The following is a 15,211-nucleotide window of genomic DNA, read 5'->3' as shown; positions in this document are numbered from 1 at the left end:
TGCGATCCCGGGAATTTCATCAGAAATAGCCCTCGCGCTTCTTCTTTTCCATCGAGGCCGCTTCGTCATTGTCGATCAGCCGGCCCTGGCGCTCGGAGGTGCGGGCGGTGAGCATCTCGCGCACGATGTCGGCCACGGAGGTGGCATCGGAATCGATGGCCCCGGAGAGAGGATAGCACCCCAGCGTGCGGAAGCGGACCTGACGCATCTGCGGCACCTCCCCGGGCTCCAGCGGCAGGCGGTCATCGTCGACCATCAGCATGGTGCCGGCGCGGAACACCACCGGGCGCTCCTTGGCCAGATAGAGCGGCACGATCGGAATATCCTCTTCGAGGATGTACTGCCAGATATCGAGCTCCGTCCAGTTCGACAGCGGGAAAACGCGGATCGATTCGCCCTGCCGGATCTTGGTGTTGTAGAGCGACCAGAGTTCCGGGCGCTGGTTGCGCGGGTCCCAGGTGTGGTTGGCGGTGCGGAAGGAGAAAATGCGCTCCTTGGCGCGGCTCTTCTCCTCGTCGCGCCGGGCGCCGCCGAAGGCTGCGTCGAACTTGTACTTGTCGAGCGCCTGTCGCAACCCCTCGGTTTTCATCACCTGCGTGTGCAACGAGGAACCGGATGTGATCGGATTGATGCCGCGCGCGATTCCGTCCTGGTTGATATGCACGATGAGATCGAGCCCATAGCGCCTGGCGATCTCGTCGCGGAACGAGATCATGTCCTTGAACTTCCACGTCGTATCGACATGGAGCAGCGGGAACGGAAGCTTGGAGGGGTAGAAGGCCTTCATCGCCAGATGGAGCATCACACCCGAATCCTTGCCGATCGAGTAGAGCATCACCGGATTGGCGAATTCGGCCGCGACTTCGCGGATGATGCCGATCGACTCGGCTTCGAGCCGCTTGAGATGCGGGGAGAGGGTGCGAGACATCGATGCCCTTGGGCTATTTTTACATAGAAAATTGCGTAATTAGGGTAATTTACATAGAAGGTCGGGGCAGGTAGCGCAAGTGCGTTTGTTGCATGGGAAATAGGCAGTCACTGCAGTGGCGGCCACCTTCCCGGGTATGACAAGCTTCCAGCAGGCCCTTTCTTTTCCGTAAATGGGCGTTTCGGGGGGCGGGTCTTCTGACCCGGCTACCTGTGCGGCGGGCGCGGACAAGAGCCGGGTCTGAAGACCCGCCCCCCAGAATGCATCGCCTCCTACCCGAACCTCCCCAAATCGAACGGTGCCAGGGGTACGGCACTCTCGCCCCCGGCAATCATGGCTGCCACCAATTCGCCGGTCACCGGCCCGAGCGTCAGACCGAGATGCTGGTGACCGAAAGCATAGAAGAGATTGGAGGCTCCCGCCCGGCCGATGGCCGGCAGATAGTCGGGCAAAGTCGGCCGCGAGCCGAGCCAATGCTGCCAGGGCCCGCGCGCCGGCAGGCCAAGCGCGGCTGCATGCGCCTCGAGCCGCTGCCATTTGCGTTCGTCCGCGGGCGCGTCGCGCCGGGTGAATTCGACGAAGCTCGATGCCCGCACGCCGGAGCGGAAGCGCGAGACGATCAGGGAGCGTTCCTCGAACATGATGGGCGGCAGGTCATCGGGCCAGCCATGATCCGTGCTCTGAATGTGATAGCCGCGCTCGGCGATGATGGGCGCCTTCAGGCCGAGCGGCGCCACCAGGGCACCGCTGTCCACCCCCGCCGCAACAACCACACGGCGCTGCCGGATGCGCTCGCCTCCCGTCAAAACCAGCACCGCAGCACCGTCCGCAAGCTCGAGAGCCTGCACGAGGCTGGTCCGCCGCTCGCCGCCGGCCGCCTGGAATGCCGAGCCGAGAGCCGCCAGCACTGCGGCGGGATCGACGACCTGGCCGGTATTCTCGAACAGGATGCCACCTGCCGGCGGCGTCTTCAGTACGCGCGCGAGCCAGGCCAGTTCCTCCTTCGAGGCGGCATGGAAGCGGGCCGTCCCGGTGTCGGTGCGTTGCCAGGCCCGCAGCCCCGCCACGGCCGCCTCCTGCCCGTGCCAGACCACGGCGTGACCGCTCTCCTTGAGCAGACCGTGCGGTTCGAGGCTTGCGGCAAGCCGGCGCCAGGCCGGCATCGCTTCGGCAAGCAACGCGGAGAGTGCCTTCTTGCCGGCAGCAAAGCGCTCAGGGCGGGCAGCGGCAATCATGCGCAGCCCGAACGGCAGCCAGCGACCGATCTCCGTGGGTGGCAGCGACACCGGCCCGCCAAAGGCCATCAATCGTCGCGGCAGGGACCGCAGGGTCGCCACGGAAGCAAGCGGCTCGACCTGTTCGATGGCGATATGGCCGGCATTGCCATGAGAAGCCGGCGGCGGGCTGCGTGCCGGATCGAGAAGCAGCACCGGCTCGCCCTGGCGCTGCAAGGCGAGCGCGCAGCTGAGGCCCACGATGCCGCCGCCCACGACGACTGTCCGATCCGCCTGCGTCTTTTCGCCCTGCCGCACCATTTTGCCCTTGCCTTGCATCGATCGTATATAGTATACGATTTTTAGGTAACCAATTTCAAGCGTATCTCACACGCCATTTCGCGCTAAGAAAAAGCGGCCGGCAAGGCGTAAGGCAACCCCAAGCGGAGACTAGCCATGACAACCAATTGGAGCGGGGTCTTCCCCGCGGTGACCACGCAGTTTGACGCCAGCCTCGCCATCGATATCGACGCCACACAGGGCGTGCAGGATGCGCTGGTCAAGGACGGCGTCAACGGCCTGATCGTGATGGGCACTTGCGGCGAGAACAATTCGCTGGATCCCGAAGAAAAGCGCACTGTGCTGAAGGCTGCCGTCGAGGTGGTGAACAACCGCGTGCCGGTGATCACCGGCGTCTCGGAATTCGACACCCGCCGGGCCATCGCCTATGCGGAGGATGCCGAACGCATCGGTGCCGACGGCCTGATGGTGCTGCCGGCCATGGTCTATGTGCCCAAGCCCGAAGAACTGACCGCGCATTTCCGCATGATCGCCGAAGCGACCTCGCTGCCGATCATGCTCTACAACAACCCGCCGGCCTATCGCGTCAATATCGGCTCGGATGTGCTCCGTGCGCTGGAAGATGTGCCCAACATCGTCGCCGTGAAGGAAAGTGCGCCCGATCCGCGCCGCTTCACCGACCTGATCAACGAGTTCGGTGACCGCTTCGACATCTTCGCCGGCCTCGACGACGTGGCGCTGGAAGGCCTGATGCTGGGCGCCAAGGGCTGGGTCTCCGGCCTCACCAGCGCCTTCCCACAGGAATCGGTGCAACTCGTCAAGGCTGCGGCCCGGGGCGACTGGGAGGGCGCGCGCGCCATCTATCGCTGGTTCATGCCGTTGCTCCATCTCGACGCCGAGCACGACCTGGTGCAGTCCATCAAGCTTGCCGAGCAGATCATGGGCCGCGGCTCCGAACGCGTCCGCCCACCCCGCTGGCCGCTGACCGGCGCCCGCCGGGCCGAGGTGACCGCGATGGTCGAAAAGGCGGCGGCGACGCGGCCGAGCTTGAAGCTCAAGGCGGCGTAGGGCGCAGCGTAAGCGCACACAAGATGTGCGCGCGGCCTTCCCCACGAAGCTGGGGGGAGGCCTAGGTCCGGCCCTTCTCGGAAGATCTCCCCATGCGTCACACCTTCTTCTGCATCGATGGCCACACCGCCGGCAATCCCGTGCGTCTCGTCGCCGGCGGGGCGCCGCTGCTGCGTGGAGCCAGCATGTCGAAGCGGCGGCAGGATTTCCTCGAGCGCTTCGACTGGATCCGCACGGGCCTGTGCTTCGAACCGCGCGGCCATGACATGATGTCGGGCGGCTTCCTCTATCCGCCGACGCTGGATAACACCGACATCGGCATCCTCTTCATCGAGACCTCGGGCTGCCTGCCGATGTGCGGCCACGGCACCATCGGTATCATCACCTTCGGCCTGGAGAACGGGCTGATCCAGCCGCGCGTACCGGGCCAGCTCAAGGTCGAGGTACCCGCCGGCGTCATCGACATCGCCTATGAGGCGGAGGGCAACCGCGTCACCTCGGTGCGCATCGTCAACGTGCCCTCCTATCTCGCCGCCAGCGGCATCGAGATCGAGGTACCGGATTTCGGACCGCTCAGCGTCGATGTCGCCTATGGCGGCAACTACTATGCCATCGTCGAGCCACAGGGGCCTTATACGGGTCTCGATGCTCTCGGCGCCGCACGCATCATTGCGCTCAGCGGCAAGGTGCGCGAACTGATGCGGGACAAATACGAGCCGGTGCATCCGCTCGACTCAACGATCCGGGGCGTCAGCCATGTGCTGTGGGCCGACAAGCCGCGCGGCAACGGTGCCGACGGGCGCAATGCGGTGTTCTACGGCGACAAGGCCATCGACCGCTCGCCCTGCGGCACCGGCACCTCGGCCCGCCTTGCCCATCTCACCGCCAAGGGCAGGCTCAAGCCCGGCGACAGCTTCGTGCATGAGAGCTATATAGGCTCACGCTTCACCGGCAAGGTGGAGGCGCTGACCAACCTCGCCGGCCAGCCGGCGATCATCCCCTCCATCCAGGGCTCGGCGATCTCGACCGGCTTCAACACGATCTGGATCGATCGGGAAGATGCATTCTGGAAGGGCTTCCAGGTGGTGTGACCGCCTGCTTCAAGCACTGGCGGCGAGGGCGTGCTGCTTGTCCTCGATCTGTTGCATAAGCTTGTTCCAGGAGGTGACGAAGGCCTCCGCACCCTCCTTTTGCAGCGCCGCAGCGAGATCGTCGACATCGACGCCACGACGTGCGAATTCCCCGATCAAGGCATCGGCCGCATCGATATCTTCGACCGAGGCGCGACCGAGCTCGCCGTGATCCGCAAAGGCGTGCAGGGTTTTCTCGGGCATGGTGTCGATGGTATCGGGCACGGCGAAAGCTTCGACATACAGGGTGTCGCGAGCGCTGGGATCCTTGGTGCCGGTGCTGGCCCAAAGCAGGCGTTGTGGCACTGCCCCGGCGGTCTCGAGACGCTTCCAGCGCGGCGAAGCCAATATCGTGCGATAGGACCTGTAGGCCTGCGCACCCACAGCGATACCAAGGCGGTTGTGCAGGTCCGTGGGTACCTTGTCGAGCACTGCCTTGTCCCAGCGGCTGATGAATAGCGATGCAACGGACCGGATTTTCGGATCAAGCCCGAGAGCGATGCGACGTTCGATGCCGCGCAGATAAGCTTCGGCCGCGGCTTCATAATGCTTGGGCGAGAACAGCAGGGTGACATTGATCGGCACCCCCGCGATGATGGCTTGCTCGATCGCGGGCACGCCCTCGGCCGTACCCGGAATCTTCACATAGAGATTAGGCCTGGCCGCCTGGCGGTGGATACGCCTGGCGGCTTCGATGCTGCCCTGGGTATCTCGCGCCAGCAAAGGCGAGACCTCCATCGACACCCAGCCATCGACACCCCGCGTCTCCTCGAAGATCGGCTGAAAGAGATCCGCGGCACGGCGCAGATCTTCCAGCGCCAGCGCTATGAAGGTGGCCTCGCTCGATTGCGGCGAGGCTGATTGGGCACGCAAGCTTGAGTCATAGGCGCTCGTATTCGCCAGCGCCTGTTGGAAGATCGTCGGATTGGAGGTCAGGCCCGTGATCGAGAACTCATCAATATAGCGGCGCAAGGTCCCGTCATCCAGAATCTGGCGGCTGATATTGTCGAGCCACAGGCTTTGGCCGAGGTCGTGCAACTGTACCGTCCTGTTCATGTGGAGCCTCCTTATGATCTGAAAAGCCGGCCGATCCGGAGCCCGTTCTCTCGCAGGCTTTCGATTGCCCGCAACGGCGCTGCCTCGCCCATGACATCAAGGGCCGGTGACGTGAATTGTTCCCCTCATGCCCGGGTGAAACTTGCAAAAATACGGAAGTTCGCCTGGTCGCGTCAGCTTGAGGCGCCTGGTCGCACCCATTGGCAGGGTGATGTCCCATTGGCCGTTGCGTGCCGTGGCAGTGTGGTCGATGAAGTCGCCGTTCTGCCATTCAATGACGTCACCCGGATGAGCGAAGACTACCGCTGGATCGAAGGCAACATCGTTGATCTTGACCTTGATGGTGGCCGCCAAAGCGTTCGCGCCGATAGACGCGAACGCCAGGGCTGCTCCGATGCCAAGGCAGACCGTCAGGGCGTGGCATTTCATTTCAGCATGCCCGCGAGATGTTCGGCATGCTGCTCATGGCCCTGGAAGATCTTCAGGCCGGTCTGGAGCAGGCTCTTGAGTTCCCCATTGGTGGCATTGGGGATCAGGGTGGTTTCGAGGGCACCGTCTACGGTCTTGTGGTAGGCGACCTCGTTGTCCACATAGGCCTTGTCGAAGGCGGAACCCTCGAGGGCCGCCATTGTCGCCCGCTGGGTATCGGCCTGCTTAACCAGGCTTTTGCTCGCATCATTGTCCTCCGGCGTGACCTTCAGCTTCTTCACCAGGGCAAGTGCCTTCTGATTCACGGCTTCATGATCCCGCACCATGTTCGTGGCGAAGGCAATCACCTCCTTGTTCTTCGATTTCTTCAGCGCCAGCTTGGCCGCTTCGACATCAAGGACGCCGGCTGTGTAGGCGATATGGGCAATTTGCGGATCGGTGAGCTTGGCGGCCTGCGCCGGCGCGGCGGCGGTGAGGATAGCGAAAAGGGCGGCCGCTCCCGCAAGTTTGGCAATCGACATGAAATCTCTCCCGAGTTGGATAGGCTTTGCGGGAGATTGGATGCACTCCGGACCAGAGGGTTCCCAGATTTCAGGCCTTGGACAGGATCTTTTCGATGACGGCCTGGGTCATGCGCTCACAACGCCAGCCATCGAACGGAAAAGCGTTCATCAGGAAGGGTCCGGACTGCCGCTCGAGGGCCTCCCGCAACAGACGGCGGGCCCGATGCAGGCGTGTCTTCACCGTCTCCGGGCGGATACCGAGCAGTTCCGCCGTCTCCTCGAGACTCATGTCCTCGATCACTCGCGCAACCAAGACGACCCGATAGGCATCGGGCAACTCGTCAATGGCCTTTTCCATGAGAGCCTGGATCTGCCTTTGCGCCATGACTCGCTCCGGATCGGCTTCGGCCGACAAGGTGGGAAACGGGATCACTTGGCCTCCCAAGATCGCACGGTCGGATTCGAGAAGAACAGCCGGCCTTCTCTCGCGCACCCGGCCGAGGGCCTCGTTCATGACGATACGCGTCAACCACGTCGTCAGGCTGGAGTCGCGGCGGAATCTCGATAGCGCGGAGAACGCCTTCATGTAGGCAGCCTGCAGCACATCCTCGGCTTCGGAATCACTGCGCAATATGCCACGGGCAATGCGATAGAGCCGCTGGTTATGTTGCGTTGTGATCGCCCGGATCGCCTCGGGGTCGTGCAGGATCGCCCTATCGATCAGGTCGCCGGCGCTGATCGGTTCGAGCTTTGGCGTGGCCATTTTTCACGATGCTCCCGTGTTCCGACCCATTGGATGCGGTCATCGCGGAAAGGTTCCCGGCAAAATTCCGGGCAGCACCTCCCTCATCGGCGGGCGACTGCCTGCCGTCGCATCGCCGAGGGCCTGGCCTGCATATCGTCGCCGGCCGTCCGGAAAGGCACGGGCTCGCAACCTCGATTGCTTTGCGACCGACCGGCTAGCGAGATCTCATGGCCGCGAGCCTCAGATATCCTGGTTTTGCGGCAACATCACGAGGTCCCGGATCGTTACGTTCGGCGGGCGGGTCAGCATGAAGAGCAGTGCTTCCGCGACATCCTCCGAGCGCAGCCCGCCACGCTCGGCCGCGCGGCGCTCGATCTCGGCGGGATCGGTGATGCCCCACAATTCGTTCAGCACCATGCCCGGCGCCAGCGAGCCGATGCGGACATTGTGCGGGGCGATCTGGCGGCGCACGCCATGCACGAAGCTCTGCACCGCATGTTTGCTGGCCGAATAGACGGGCTCCCACTGGATGGCCTGATGCCCGGAGACCGAGGAGGTGACGACGATATCGCCGTTGCGCCGGGCGATCATGCCGGGGAGCACCGCATGCACGGTGCGGAAGACGGCGTTGATATTCAGGGTGAGCAGCTTGTCCCAGTCGTCGGGATTGCCGTCGGCGACGTCGCCGGCGATATAGCTGCCCGCATTGGCGAACAGGATGTCGATGGCGCCGAAGCGCTTGCCCGCCGCCTCCATCATCGCAGCGGTGGCCCCGGGGTCGACCAGGTCGGCGGCAACCGTCAGCGTCTCCCCGCCGATCTCGGCCGCGAGCGCTGCGAGCTTGTCGGCCGAACGTGCCACCAGCACCTGCTTGACACCCTCTTCAGCAAAACGCCGTGCGACCGCCCGGCCGATGCCCGAGCTCGCCCCGGTGACGATCATCACCTTGCCGCCAAGAGAAACCGCTTTTCCCGAACCCATGCCTTCCTCCCTGCCCGCCGTTGCCCGGCGGTCTTTGCGATTCTTGCCGTTCGGACAATCCATGAATCATCCGACAACTTGAACAGACTTCACTTTGCTGCTACCCACAACAAATAAGCAACCGCAAAATTGCAACGATGCCGTCTGGACACGTGAAGTGCCGCGACGGCGCGAAAAAAGGGCAGGGACGGCACATGGAAAAGCTGGGCATTCATTCCTTTGTCTGGACGGGCGGCACCACGCAGCAAGAGCTTGAGGGCGCGATGGAGAAGTCGCATCGCCTCGGCTACAAGCTGATCGAATTTCCCCGCCTCGATCCCAAGAAGTTCGACGTCTCCTGGCTCGCCAAGCGCCTTGGGGATTACGAACTCAAGGTCACCGTCACCATGGGACTGCCGCTTGACGGCGACATCTCCAGCGAGGACACCGCGGTGGTGAAGCGTGGCGAGCAGATCCTGTCGGACGCCGTGGCCATCACCCGGGACCTCGGCGGCCAGAAGCTCGGCGGCATCATCTTCTCCGCCCATACCAAATATAAGAGCCTGCCTACTCAGAAGGGCTGGGACAACAGCGTCGGCGCCCTCTCGCGCATCGCTCCCAAGGCCAAGGAGGCTGGCGTGACGCTGAATCTCGAAGTGGTCAATCGATTCGAGACCAACCTGCTCAACACCACCGCGCAGGGCCTCGCCTTCATCAAAGATACCGGCGCCGACAACATCTTCCTGCACCTCGACACCTTCCACATGAATATCGAGGAAGCCGATCCCGTGCAGGCGATCAAGCTTGCCGGGAACAAGCTCGGCTATTTCCATATCGGCGAGAGCAATCGCGGTTTCCTCGGCTCGGGCGTGATCAATTTCCCAGCCATCTTCGATGGCCTGGTCGCCACCGGCTATGACGACTGGATTACCTTCGAGAGCTTCTCCTCCGAAGTGGTGGACGAGGACCTCTCCATCATCTGCGCGATCTGGCGCAACACCTGGAAGGACAATGTCGAGGTAGCTCGCCACGCCAAGGCCTATATCGAGGATTGCTACGCGGTGGCAAAACGCAAGGCGGAGACGGCGCGGACGGTGTGAGTAGGTTCTTCCCGGGTGCGCGGACATCTTGTCCGCATCTTGGAAATGTCGCGGGTGCAGGACAGGAAGATGCGGACAGGATGTCCGCGCACCCGGGAAGCGCCGGCACGACGTCCACGCTCCCAGCCATTTGCATCCCCTTCGCCTTCGTGGAATAGACTGCAAACATAGTTTTCCCGGACTCCTCCCCTTGGCAACGCCGCAGACCGTCCGTCACCTCAACGAAATCAGGGCGCTGAACGCGCTGTTCCGCAATGCGGGCATGAGCAGGGCGGACCTTGCGCGCGCCCTCGGTCTCAACCGCTCGACCACCGGCAACATCATCACCAGCCTGATGACGGGGGGCCTTGCCGTCGAGCGGCCGAGCACACCGCGCGGCGAGGCGGCCGCCAAGACCGGTCGCCCCGGCATTCAGGTGCAGATCGATCCAGTTGGCGCAAGCTTCCTCGGCGCCGAAATCGGCGTCGACCGCCTCACTGTTGTCGCGATCGACATGGCGGCACAGGAGATCTCGCGCATCTCCATCCCCTTCCCCACCTTCGCAGAAACGCCCGAGGCCGGCATCGACCGCATGGCGGCGCTCATCAGCGAGGTGATCGGCAGGCTTGCCAATCCCGCCCGAATCAAGGGCCTGTGCGTGGCCCTGCCTGCTTTGCTCGACACCGACGGGCTGGTCATCAACGGCCTGATTCTGGGCTGGCGCAATGTCCGTCTCAAGGCGATGCTGGCCGAGCGCATCGTGGCGCGCTTCCCCGATCTCGATTTTGACATCTCTGTCGAGAACGACGCCAACGCCTTCGCCATTGCCGAGACCTATCGTGACACCACCCACCGCTCGGAAACCGTCGCCTTCCTGCTGATCGAGAACGGTGCCGGTGGCGGCGTCGTTATCGGTGGGCGGCTGTTCCGCGGCTCTGCGGGGCTTGCTGGCGAGTTCGGCCAGATCGTGCTCGGCGGTCCCGGCTTCTATGCCGGCCGCCACAAGCCCGGGCATCTGGAGAGCTATATAGGCAAGGACGCCGTCCTCGCCCGCTACCGCGAGAATGGCGCCCCCGCGGACGCCCAGATCGACCACCTCCTGCAGGCACTGGCGCGGGGCGAGACAGCGGCGCTGAAGACGGCGCATGCCTGGGGCCAGAGCCTGGCGATGGGCCTCATCCAGGTGACCAGCGTGCTCAATCCCGGCCTGATCATTCTTGGCGGCTCGGTCGCGCCGATCTTCCCCTATGTGGCTCGGGAGGTGGAAGAGGCCATGGAACGCGAATTGCTCGAGGGCTTCCCCATGCCGAAGATCGAGGCCTCCTCGCTCGGCCTGGAGGGCCCCGCCCTCGGCGCCGCGCTCCTGATGCATCAGCGCATGTTCTCGATCGACGAAAGCGCCATCTATGCCAGCGAGCAGCCGATCACGTTGTTCCAGAGCTAAGGGGGAGGCTTCCCACGCCTCACTCCCCTAACCTTCAGAGGTCCCCATGATCGAAGGCAAGATCGTCACCATCGGCGAAATCCTGGTGGAGATCATGGCGACCACCACCGGCAACGGCTTCCTTGAGCCGCAGCCCCTGATCGGTCCTTTTCCAAGCGGCGCGCCGGCCATCTTCATCGATCAGGTCGGCAAGCTCGGCCATCCCGCCGGCATCGTGGCTGCGGTGGGGGATGACGATTTCGGCACACTCAACCTGGAGCGCCTGAAGCAGGACGGCGTCGACGTCTCGGCGGTGGCCATCCACCCCGGCGCCGCGACCGGCAGTGCTTTCGTGCGCTATCGACCGGATGGCGGTCGCGCTTTCGTCTACAACATGCGCGACAGCGCGGTGGGCCGCATCGCCGCCACGCCCGCAGCAGAGACGCTGCTGGCTGCCGCCGGCCACCTCCACGTCATGGGGTCCGGCCTGCCGGTGCCGGCGATTGCGGGCATGGTGCGCTCCACCCTGCCGGCCCTCAAGGCGCGCGGCGGCACCGTCTCCTTCGACCCGAATATCCGCCGCGAGATGCTGCGCGACGAGTCAGGCAAGGCGATCTTCCACAGCGTGCTGTCGGTCACCGATCTCTTCCTGCCTTCGGGCGAGGAATTGTCGCTGTTCTCCGGCGAGGCCGACGAAGCGAAGGCGATCGCGGCGTTGCTCGACGCAGGCGTGAAGGAAATCGTGCTGAAGCGCGGGGAGGCCGGCGCGAGCCATATCGACAGCAACGGACGCACCGACATGCCGGGCTTCGTCGTCGCCGAGGTCGATCCCACCGGCGCGGGCGATTGCTTCGGCGCCACCTTCCTCGTCGCCCGGCGCCTCGGCAAGAGCGTGTCCGAGGCCCTGCGCTACGCCAACGCCGCGGGCGCCAGGACGGTGACGGTGCAGGGACCGATGGAGGGCAGCTCCAGCTTTGCCGATCTCGACCGCTTCATTGCACAAAGCTCGGTTCGGACCCAGGCAGATTCCGGAGAAGCACCCAGGGGTTTTCCGACGGGAATCTCCGACCAAACAAGGAACTAAGCGGGCGAAGCGTTGGCCTGCCATCGAAAGTCTGCTTAGAGAGTATCGGGGGGCGGGTCTTCGGACTCGCCTGCATCACAGGCTGCGCCGGCACAGGCGGGTCTGAAGACCCGCCTCCCCTTGTCCTTCAACCGTGCGGCTCCATGACTCTTCTTGAAAAAAAGGCCCTGCCCGAGCGTATCGCCGATGTCATGCGCAGCCGCATCATCGCCGGCAGCCTTGCGCCGGATACCTCGATCCGCCAGGACCTGCTGGCGGCCGAGCTCGGGGTCAGCAAGATCCCGGTGCGCGAGGCGTTGGCGCGGCTCGAGCAGGATGGCCTGATCATCTCGCAGACCAATCGCGGCTTCTTCGTCGCGCCGCTTTCGGTCGAGGATGCCTATGACGTCTTCGCCTTGCGTCTGAAGATCGAGCCCGATGCCGTGGCCTTTGGCTGCGAGCGCGCCGGCCCTACCGACCATCTCTTCGCGCGGAGGGCCCTGGATGCGCTCAACGCCGCCATATCGGGCCACACCGGCGATATCGGCGCCTGTAACCGCGCGTTCCACCTCTCGCTGATCCGGCCCGGGCAGCGACGTGTGACCCTGCAGATCGTCGAGCGGCTGCACCTGCTCGCCGAGCGCTACATCTTCAAGCATCTGGAATATTCCAGCCGCAACGCCCGCGCGGAGGCGGAGCACGAAGGGCTGCTGGAGAGCTGGAGCAAGGGCGATGCGAAAGCGGCCGCCGCAAAGACCGCCACCCATATCGAGACGACGCTGGCGGATCTGACGGAGCAGTTCAACGCGGGATAGAGGGCGTAAGACCTGAGATTGCGCCTCTCCAGTCGATCGCCCAGTTCACGTCAACGCATCCGCGTCCAGCTCACGCTCTTGCACAGCCACCCGCCCAGCACGCAGCCGCGTGTGAGGAGCTTGCCACCCTTGAGGCTCATCGTCATGGCGTAGCTTCGCTGGCGCTGCGGATCATAGGCGGTGCCCTTCCAGACATCCGCGCCAGAAGATTGCAGCTTCATCTCCAGCCGGTCGCCCACCTTCTCGCTGCTGGCGGGGTCTCGGATCCAGGTGTTGGTGGCGCAAAGCGCGGCGCCGCAGGGGGCGAGGCGAACCTTGGCGTTGCCGTCGTCACGCGACCAGTTGCCCAGTGTATCGCGGAAGCCGCCCCCTGCCTGTGCGAGCGCCGGCCAGGCGAGCACGGAAAAGGCGAGCACAGGCGGGGCGAACAGAGACAGAGCAAACCTTCTCATGCGCGATCTCCGGCATGTTCGAGAGAATACAGCCCGACATCCAGCGCCCCCGCGCGGAAACCGGCCTCGCAATAGCATAGGTAATAGGTCCACATGCGCCGGAAGGCCTCGCTGTAGCCCATCCGCGCGATCTCGGGCCAGGCGGCCTCGAAGCGCTCGCGCCAATCGCGGAGAGTGCGGGCATAGCTGAGGCCGAAATTCTGCGACGCGACAAGCCTCAGGCCCGCCTCTTCCAGGCGCTCGCGCATCAAGGCCTTGGTGGGTAGGAAGCCTCCCGGGAAGATGTAGCGCTGGATGAAATCGGGATTGGCGCGATAGGCTTCGAAGCGCTCCTCGGCGATGGTGATCGCCTGCACGACCACGCGCCCGCCCCGAGCCAGACGCTCCGCCAGCGTTCGGAAATAGGAAGGCAGGAAGCGTTCGCCAACCGCCTCGATCATCTCGATAGACACGATGCGGTCGAAGGTGCCGTCGATATCCCGATAATCCTGCAGCCTGAGATCGGTGCTCGACCAGACATCTGCCTGCTGCGCCACTCGCCAGGCCTCGATGAGCTGGGCCTGCGAGAGCGTCACGCCAGTGATAGCAACGCGATGTTCGGCGGCCAGGCGGACGGCGAGAGCGCCCCAGCCGCAACCGATCTCCAGCACCCGGTCGTCGGGAGCAAGGTCGAGGGCGGCTGCGATCGCCTCGAGCTTGCGCTCCTGCGCCTCCTCGAGCGTGTCATTCTCGCCCTCATAGATGGCGGCGGAATAGAGCATGCGGCTGCACAGCCAGCGCCGGTAGAATTCATTGCCGAGATCGTAGTGGAACTGGATGTTGCGCCGGGCGCCGGCCTTGGTGTTGGCATTGCGGCGGTGGTTCAGCCAATTGATGAGCCGGCTCGGCAACGAGCCGCTCAGGCGATCCATGATCTCGCTGCCGTTGCGGGCCACCAACTCGACGAGGGCGGTGAGATCCGGGCTCGACCACTCGCCCTTGATATAGGCCTCGGCGAAACCGACGTCGCCGCCGAAGACGAGACGGCGCAAGGCGCGGTAGCGGTGCAGGACCAGCACGGCCTCCGGCCCGGGCTGGCCGGTCTGACGGGTCACGAACTGCCCGTCCGGCATCACGATGGTAAGGCAGCCCTCGTGCAGGCACGCCAGGAGGCGCCGGAAGAGCAGCGCCGTCAGGCCGCGTCCTGCCAGGGCTTGGGGAAAGGCATCGCTGAAGCCGAGATCCTGCATTTGTGTGGTGATGTCAGCCATGGTCGTGGTGTCCGGGGGGCGAGATTGAGGTGACGGGCCGGGCCGGTGGCGGCGGCCGCGGCTTGAGGCGCAACCCCTTCAGCCACAGGCGCAGCGCCTCCCAGTGGATGCCGCCGAGTACGCGGATCACCTGCAGGGGATGGCTAAGGAAGGCGCGCAGCAGTGCGGCATCGCTGAAGGCCACGCGCCGCGCCGAATGGGCGGCGGTGAGGAGGAGGCCCTTGTCGTCGCTGACGCGGATCAGCAGAGCGAGTTTTTCGTCCGGCGGCGAAAGCTGGAAGGCATAGGCGAGATCCATCGCCATGAAGGGCGAGACGTAGAAGTCCTTGGCGCAGGCCTGGCGCAACGTGCCGTCTGCCTCCGGCTCGGCCGGAATGAGATAGGCGTGGCGCTGGCCGAAGGTGTTGTTGACCTCGTAGAGGATAGCCGCTAGCCCGCCGTCGGGCCGGTAGCAGAAGAACAGGCTGAGCGGGTTGAAGGCACAGCCGAGGATGCGCGGCATGGTCAGCACGCGGATGGGACCGCCTGTGATGGGCAAGCCAGCCTCGGTCAGATGCGCCTCGATCTGGCTGCGCAGGCTCCCCGAGCCACCTGAGCCATAATCGCGATCGTGAAAGCTGAAGAGATTGAAGCGGTTGCGGGAAAAAAGGCGGCAGGTCCGCGTCAGGATGTCGATCTCGTCGAGGTCGAGGAAGAGCGAAAGGATGCGGTAGCGCAGGCGATGGGCCGCAGGGCGCAGGCGCTGGTGCATCACCCAGCCTTCGTAAAGGGAGGAGGCCCGATTGCCGCTCAGCAA

16 protein-coding genes are annotated in these 15,211 nt (G+C 64.4%); 6 read left to right on the top strand and 10 right to left on the bottom strand.

What is annotated here, in order from left to right; translation table 11 throughout:
• Positions 1–19: 19 nt before the first annotated feature.
• Together cysD and ACMDCR_RS02670 are read right to left on the bottom strand one after the other, a co-directional pair.
• Entirely contained in the window at positions 20–928 is a 909-nt protein-coding gene (gene cysD, locus ACMDCR_RS02675) for a sulfate adenylyltransferase subunit CysD (RefSeq protein ID WP_413991039.1), read from the bottom strand.
• Between the two features lie 272 nt (positions 929–1,200).
• Positions 1,201–2,463, bottom strand: coding sequence for an NAD(P)/FAD-dependent oxidoreductase (locus ACMDCR_RS02670; protein ID WP_413991038.1), 1,263 nt, complete (start codon positions 2,461–2,463; stop codon positions 1,201–1,203).
• Positions 2,464–2,598: 135 nt separating this feature from the next.
• Between ACMDCR_RS02670 and ACMDCR_RS02665 the strand changes: the two genes are divergently transcribed.
• Together ACMDCR_RS02665 and ACMDCR_RS02660 are read left to right on the top strand one after the other, a co-directional pair.
• A complete protein-coding gene (locus ACMDCR_RS02665; RefSeq protein ID WP_413991037.1) occupies positions 2,599–3,510 on the top strand; it encodes a dihydrodipicolinate synthase family protein in 912 nt (303 codons plus the stop codon).
• Positions 3,511–3,602: 92 nt separating this feature from the next.
• A complete protein-coding gene (locus ACMDCR_RS02660; RefSeq protein ID WP_413991036.1) occupies positions 3,603–4,601 on the top strand; it encodes a 4-hydroxyproline epimerase in 999 nt (332 codons plus the stop codon).
• A 9-nt stretch (positions 4,602–4,610) separates the two neighbouring features.
• Here ACMDCR_RS02660 and tal read toward each other — a convergent pair whose 3' ends face one another.
• The 5 genes from tal to ACMDCR_RS02635 all read right to left on the bottom strand — a co-directional run bounded on the left by tal (position 4,611) and on the right by ACMDCR_RS02635 (position 8,354).
• On the bottom strand, positions 4,611–5,696 hold the full coding sequence (tal, locus tag ACMDCR_RS02655) for a transaldolase (protein ID WP_413991035.1): 1,086 nt from the start codon (positions 5,694–5,696) through the stop codon (positions 4,611–4,613).
• A 96-nt stretch (positions 5,697–5,792) separates the two neighbouring features.
• Positions 5,793–6,125 carry a cupredoxin domain-containing protein gene (locus tag ACMDCR_RS02650; protein WP_413991034.1) on the bottom strand — a complete coding sequence of 111 codons (333 nt, stop codon included), beginning with the start codon at positions 6,123–6,125 and terminating at the stop codon, positions 5,793–5,795.
• Positions 6,122–6,646, bottom strand: coding sequence for a DUF4142 domain-containing protein (locus tag ACMDCR_RS02645; RefSeq protein WP_413991033.1), 525 nt, complete (start codon positions 6,644–6,646; stop codon positions 6,122–6,124). Before ACMDCR_RS02645 ends, ACMDCR_RS02650 begins: the two co-directional genes overlap by 4 nt.
• Positions 6,647–6,716: 70 nt before the next feature.
• Positions 6,717–7,391: an RNA polymerase sigma factor gene (locus ACMDCR_RS02640; RefSeq protein ID WP_413991032.1), complete on the bottom strand. Its 675-nt coding sequence runs from the start codon at positions 7,389–7,391 to the stop codon at positions 6,717–6,719.
• 222 nt (positions 7,392–7,613) lie between these two features.
• Positions 7,614–8,354 carry an SDR family oxidoreductase gene (locus ACMDCR_RS02635; RefSeq protein ID WP_413991031.1) on the bottom strand — a complete coding sequence of 247 codons (741 nt, stop codon included), beginning with the start codon at positions 8,352–8,354 and terminating at the stop codon, positions 7,614–7,616.
• Between the two features lie 194 nt (positions 8,355–8,548).
• Between ACMDCR_RS02635 and ACMDCR_RS02630 the strand changes: the two genes are divergently transcribed.
• The 4 genes from ACMDCR_RS02630 (at position 8,549) to ACMDCR_RS02615 (ending at position 12,713) form a co-directional block, all read left to right on the top strand.
• Positions 8,549–9,433, top strand: a complete 885-nt coding sequence (locus tag ACMDCR_RS02630) for a sugar phosphate isomerase/epimerase family protein (protein WP_413991030.1) — start codon at positions 8,549–8,551, stop codon at positions 9,431–9,433.
• 190 nt (positions 9,434–9,623) lie between these two features.
• Positions 9,624–10,856 (top strand): ROK family protein, encoded by a 1,233-nt coding sequence (locus ACMDCR_RS02625; RefSeq protein WP_413991029.1) that lies wholly within the window; start codon positions 9,624–9,626, stop codon positions 10,854–10,856.
• Positions 10,857–10,902: 46 nt separating this feature from the next.
• Complete coding sequence (locus tag ACMDCR_RS02620; protein ID WP_413991028.1) at positions 10,903–11,919, top strand: sugar kinase; 1,017 nt, start codon at positions 10,903–10,905, stop codon at positions 11,917–11,919.
• 143 nt (positions 11,920–12,062) lie between these two features.
• Positions 12,063–12,713 carry a GntR family transcriptional regulator gene (locus ACMDCR_RS02615; RefSeq protein WP_413991027.1) on the top strand — a complete coding sequence of 217 codons (651 nt, stop codon included), beginning with the start codon at positions 12,063–12,065 and terminating at the stop codon, positions 12,711–12,713.
• Positions 12,714–12,763: 50 nt separating this feature from the next.
• Here ACMDCR_RS02615 and ACMDCR_RS02610 read toward each other — a convergent pair whose 3' ends face one another.
• From ACMDCR_RS02610 to ACMDCR_RS02600, 3 genes are read right to left on the bottom strand one after another with little or no spacing between them, the layout of a single operon-like run.
• Positions 12,764–13,165, bottom strand: a complete 402-nt coding sequence (locus ACMDCR_RS02610) for a DUF2147 domain-containing protein (protein ID WP_413991026.1) — start codon at positions 13,163–13,165, stop codon at positions 12,764–12,766.
• A complete protein-coding gene (locus tag ACMDCR_RS02605; RefSeq protein WP_413991025.1) occupies positions 13,162–14,415 on the bottom strand; it encodes a class I SAM-dependent methyltransferase in 1,254 nt (417 codons plus the stop codon). Before ACMDCR_RS02605 ends, ACMDCR_RS02610 begins: the two co-directional genes overlap by 4 nt.
• On the bottom strand, positions 14,408–15,166 hold the full coding sequence (locus ACMDCR_RS02600) for a DUF1365 domain-containing protein (RefSeq protein ID WP_413993809.1): 759 nt from the start codon (positions 15,164–15,166) through the stop codon (positions 14,408–14,410). Before ACMDCR_RS02600 ends, ACMDCR_RS02605 begins: the two co-directional genes overlap by 8 nt.
• Between the last annotated feature and the right edge of the window lie 45 nt (positions 15,167–15,211).

This window comes from Labrys okinawensis (assembly GCF_047345005.1).
Lineage (GTDB): Bacteria > Pseudomonadota > Alphaproteobacteria > Rhizobiales > Labraceae > Labrys > Labrys okinawensis.
Note: the sequence above shows the minus strand (reverse complement) of the source record. Positions and strands in the feature narration are given on the sequence as shown.

Excerpts from the sequence above, each read along its gene's own strand:
- ACMDCR_RS02635 (WP_413991031.1), bottom strand. The coding sequence starts at position 8,354 with ATGGGTTCGGGAAAAGCGGTTTCTCTTGGCGGCAAGGTGATGATCGTC.
- ACMDCR_RS02660 (WP_413991036.1), top strand. The coding sequence starts at position 3,603 with ATGCGTCACACCTTCTTCTGCATCGATGGCCACACCGCCGGCAATCCC.
- ACMDCR_RS02600 (WP_413993809.1), bottom strand. The coding sequence starts at position 15,166 with ATGCACCAGCGCCTGCGCCCTGCGGCCCATCGCCTGCGCTACCGCATC.
- ACMDCR_RS02615 (WP_413991027.1), top strand. The coding sequence starts at position 12,063 with ATGACTCTTCTTGAAAAAAAGGCCCTGCCCGAGCGTATCGCCGATGTC.
- tal (WP_413991035.1), bottom strand. The coding sequence starts at position 5,696 with ATGAACAGGACGGTACAGTTGCACGACCTCGGCCAAAGCCTGTGGCTC.
- ACMDCR_RS02620 (WP_413991028.1), top strand. The coding sequence starts at position 10,903 with ATGATCGAAGGCAAGATCGTCACCATCGGCGAAATCCTGGTGGAGATC.
- ACMDCR_RS02645 (WP_413991033.1), bottom strand. The coding sequence starts at position 6,646 with ATGTCGATTGCCAAACTTGCGGGAGCGGCCGCCCTTTTCGCTATCCTC.
- ACMDCR_RS02610 (WP_413991026.1), bottom strand. The coding sequence starts at position 13,165 with ATGAGAAGGTTTGCTCTGTCTCTGTTCGCCCCGCCTGTGCTCGCCTTT.
- ACMDCR_RS02650 (WP_413991034.1), bottom strand. The coding sequence starts at position 6,125 with ATGAAATGCCACGCCCTGACGGTCTGCCTTGGCATCGGAGCAGCCCTG.
- ACMDCR_RS02670 (WP_413991038.1), bottom strand. The coding sequence starts at position 2,463 with ATGGTGCGGCAGGGCGAAAAGACGCAGGCGGATCGGACAGTCGTCGTG.
- cysD (WP_413991039.1), bottom strand. The coding sequence starts at position 928 with ATGTCTCGCACCCTCTCCCCGCATCTCAAGCGGCTCGAAGCCGAGTCG.
- ACMDCR_RS02665 (WP_413991037.1), top strand. The coding sequence starts at position 2,599 with ATGACAACCAATTGGAGCGGGGTCTTCCCCGCGGTGACCACGCAGTTT.
- ACMDCR_RS02640 (WP_413991032.1), bottom strand. The coding sequence starts at position 7,391 with ATGGCCACGCCAAAGCTCGAACCGATCAGCGCCGGCGACCTGATCGAT.
- ACMDCR_RS02605 (WP_413991025.1), bottom strand. The coding sequence starts at position 14,415 with ATGGCTGACATCACCACACAAATGCAGGATCTCGGCTTCAGCGATGCC.
- ACMDCR_RS02630 (WP_413991030.1), top strand. The coding sequence starts at position 8,549 with ATGGAAAAGCTGGGCATTCATTCCTTTGTCTGGACGGGCGGCACCACG.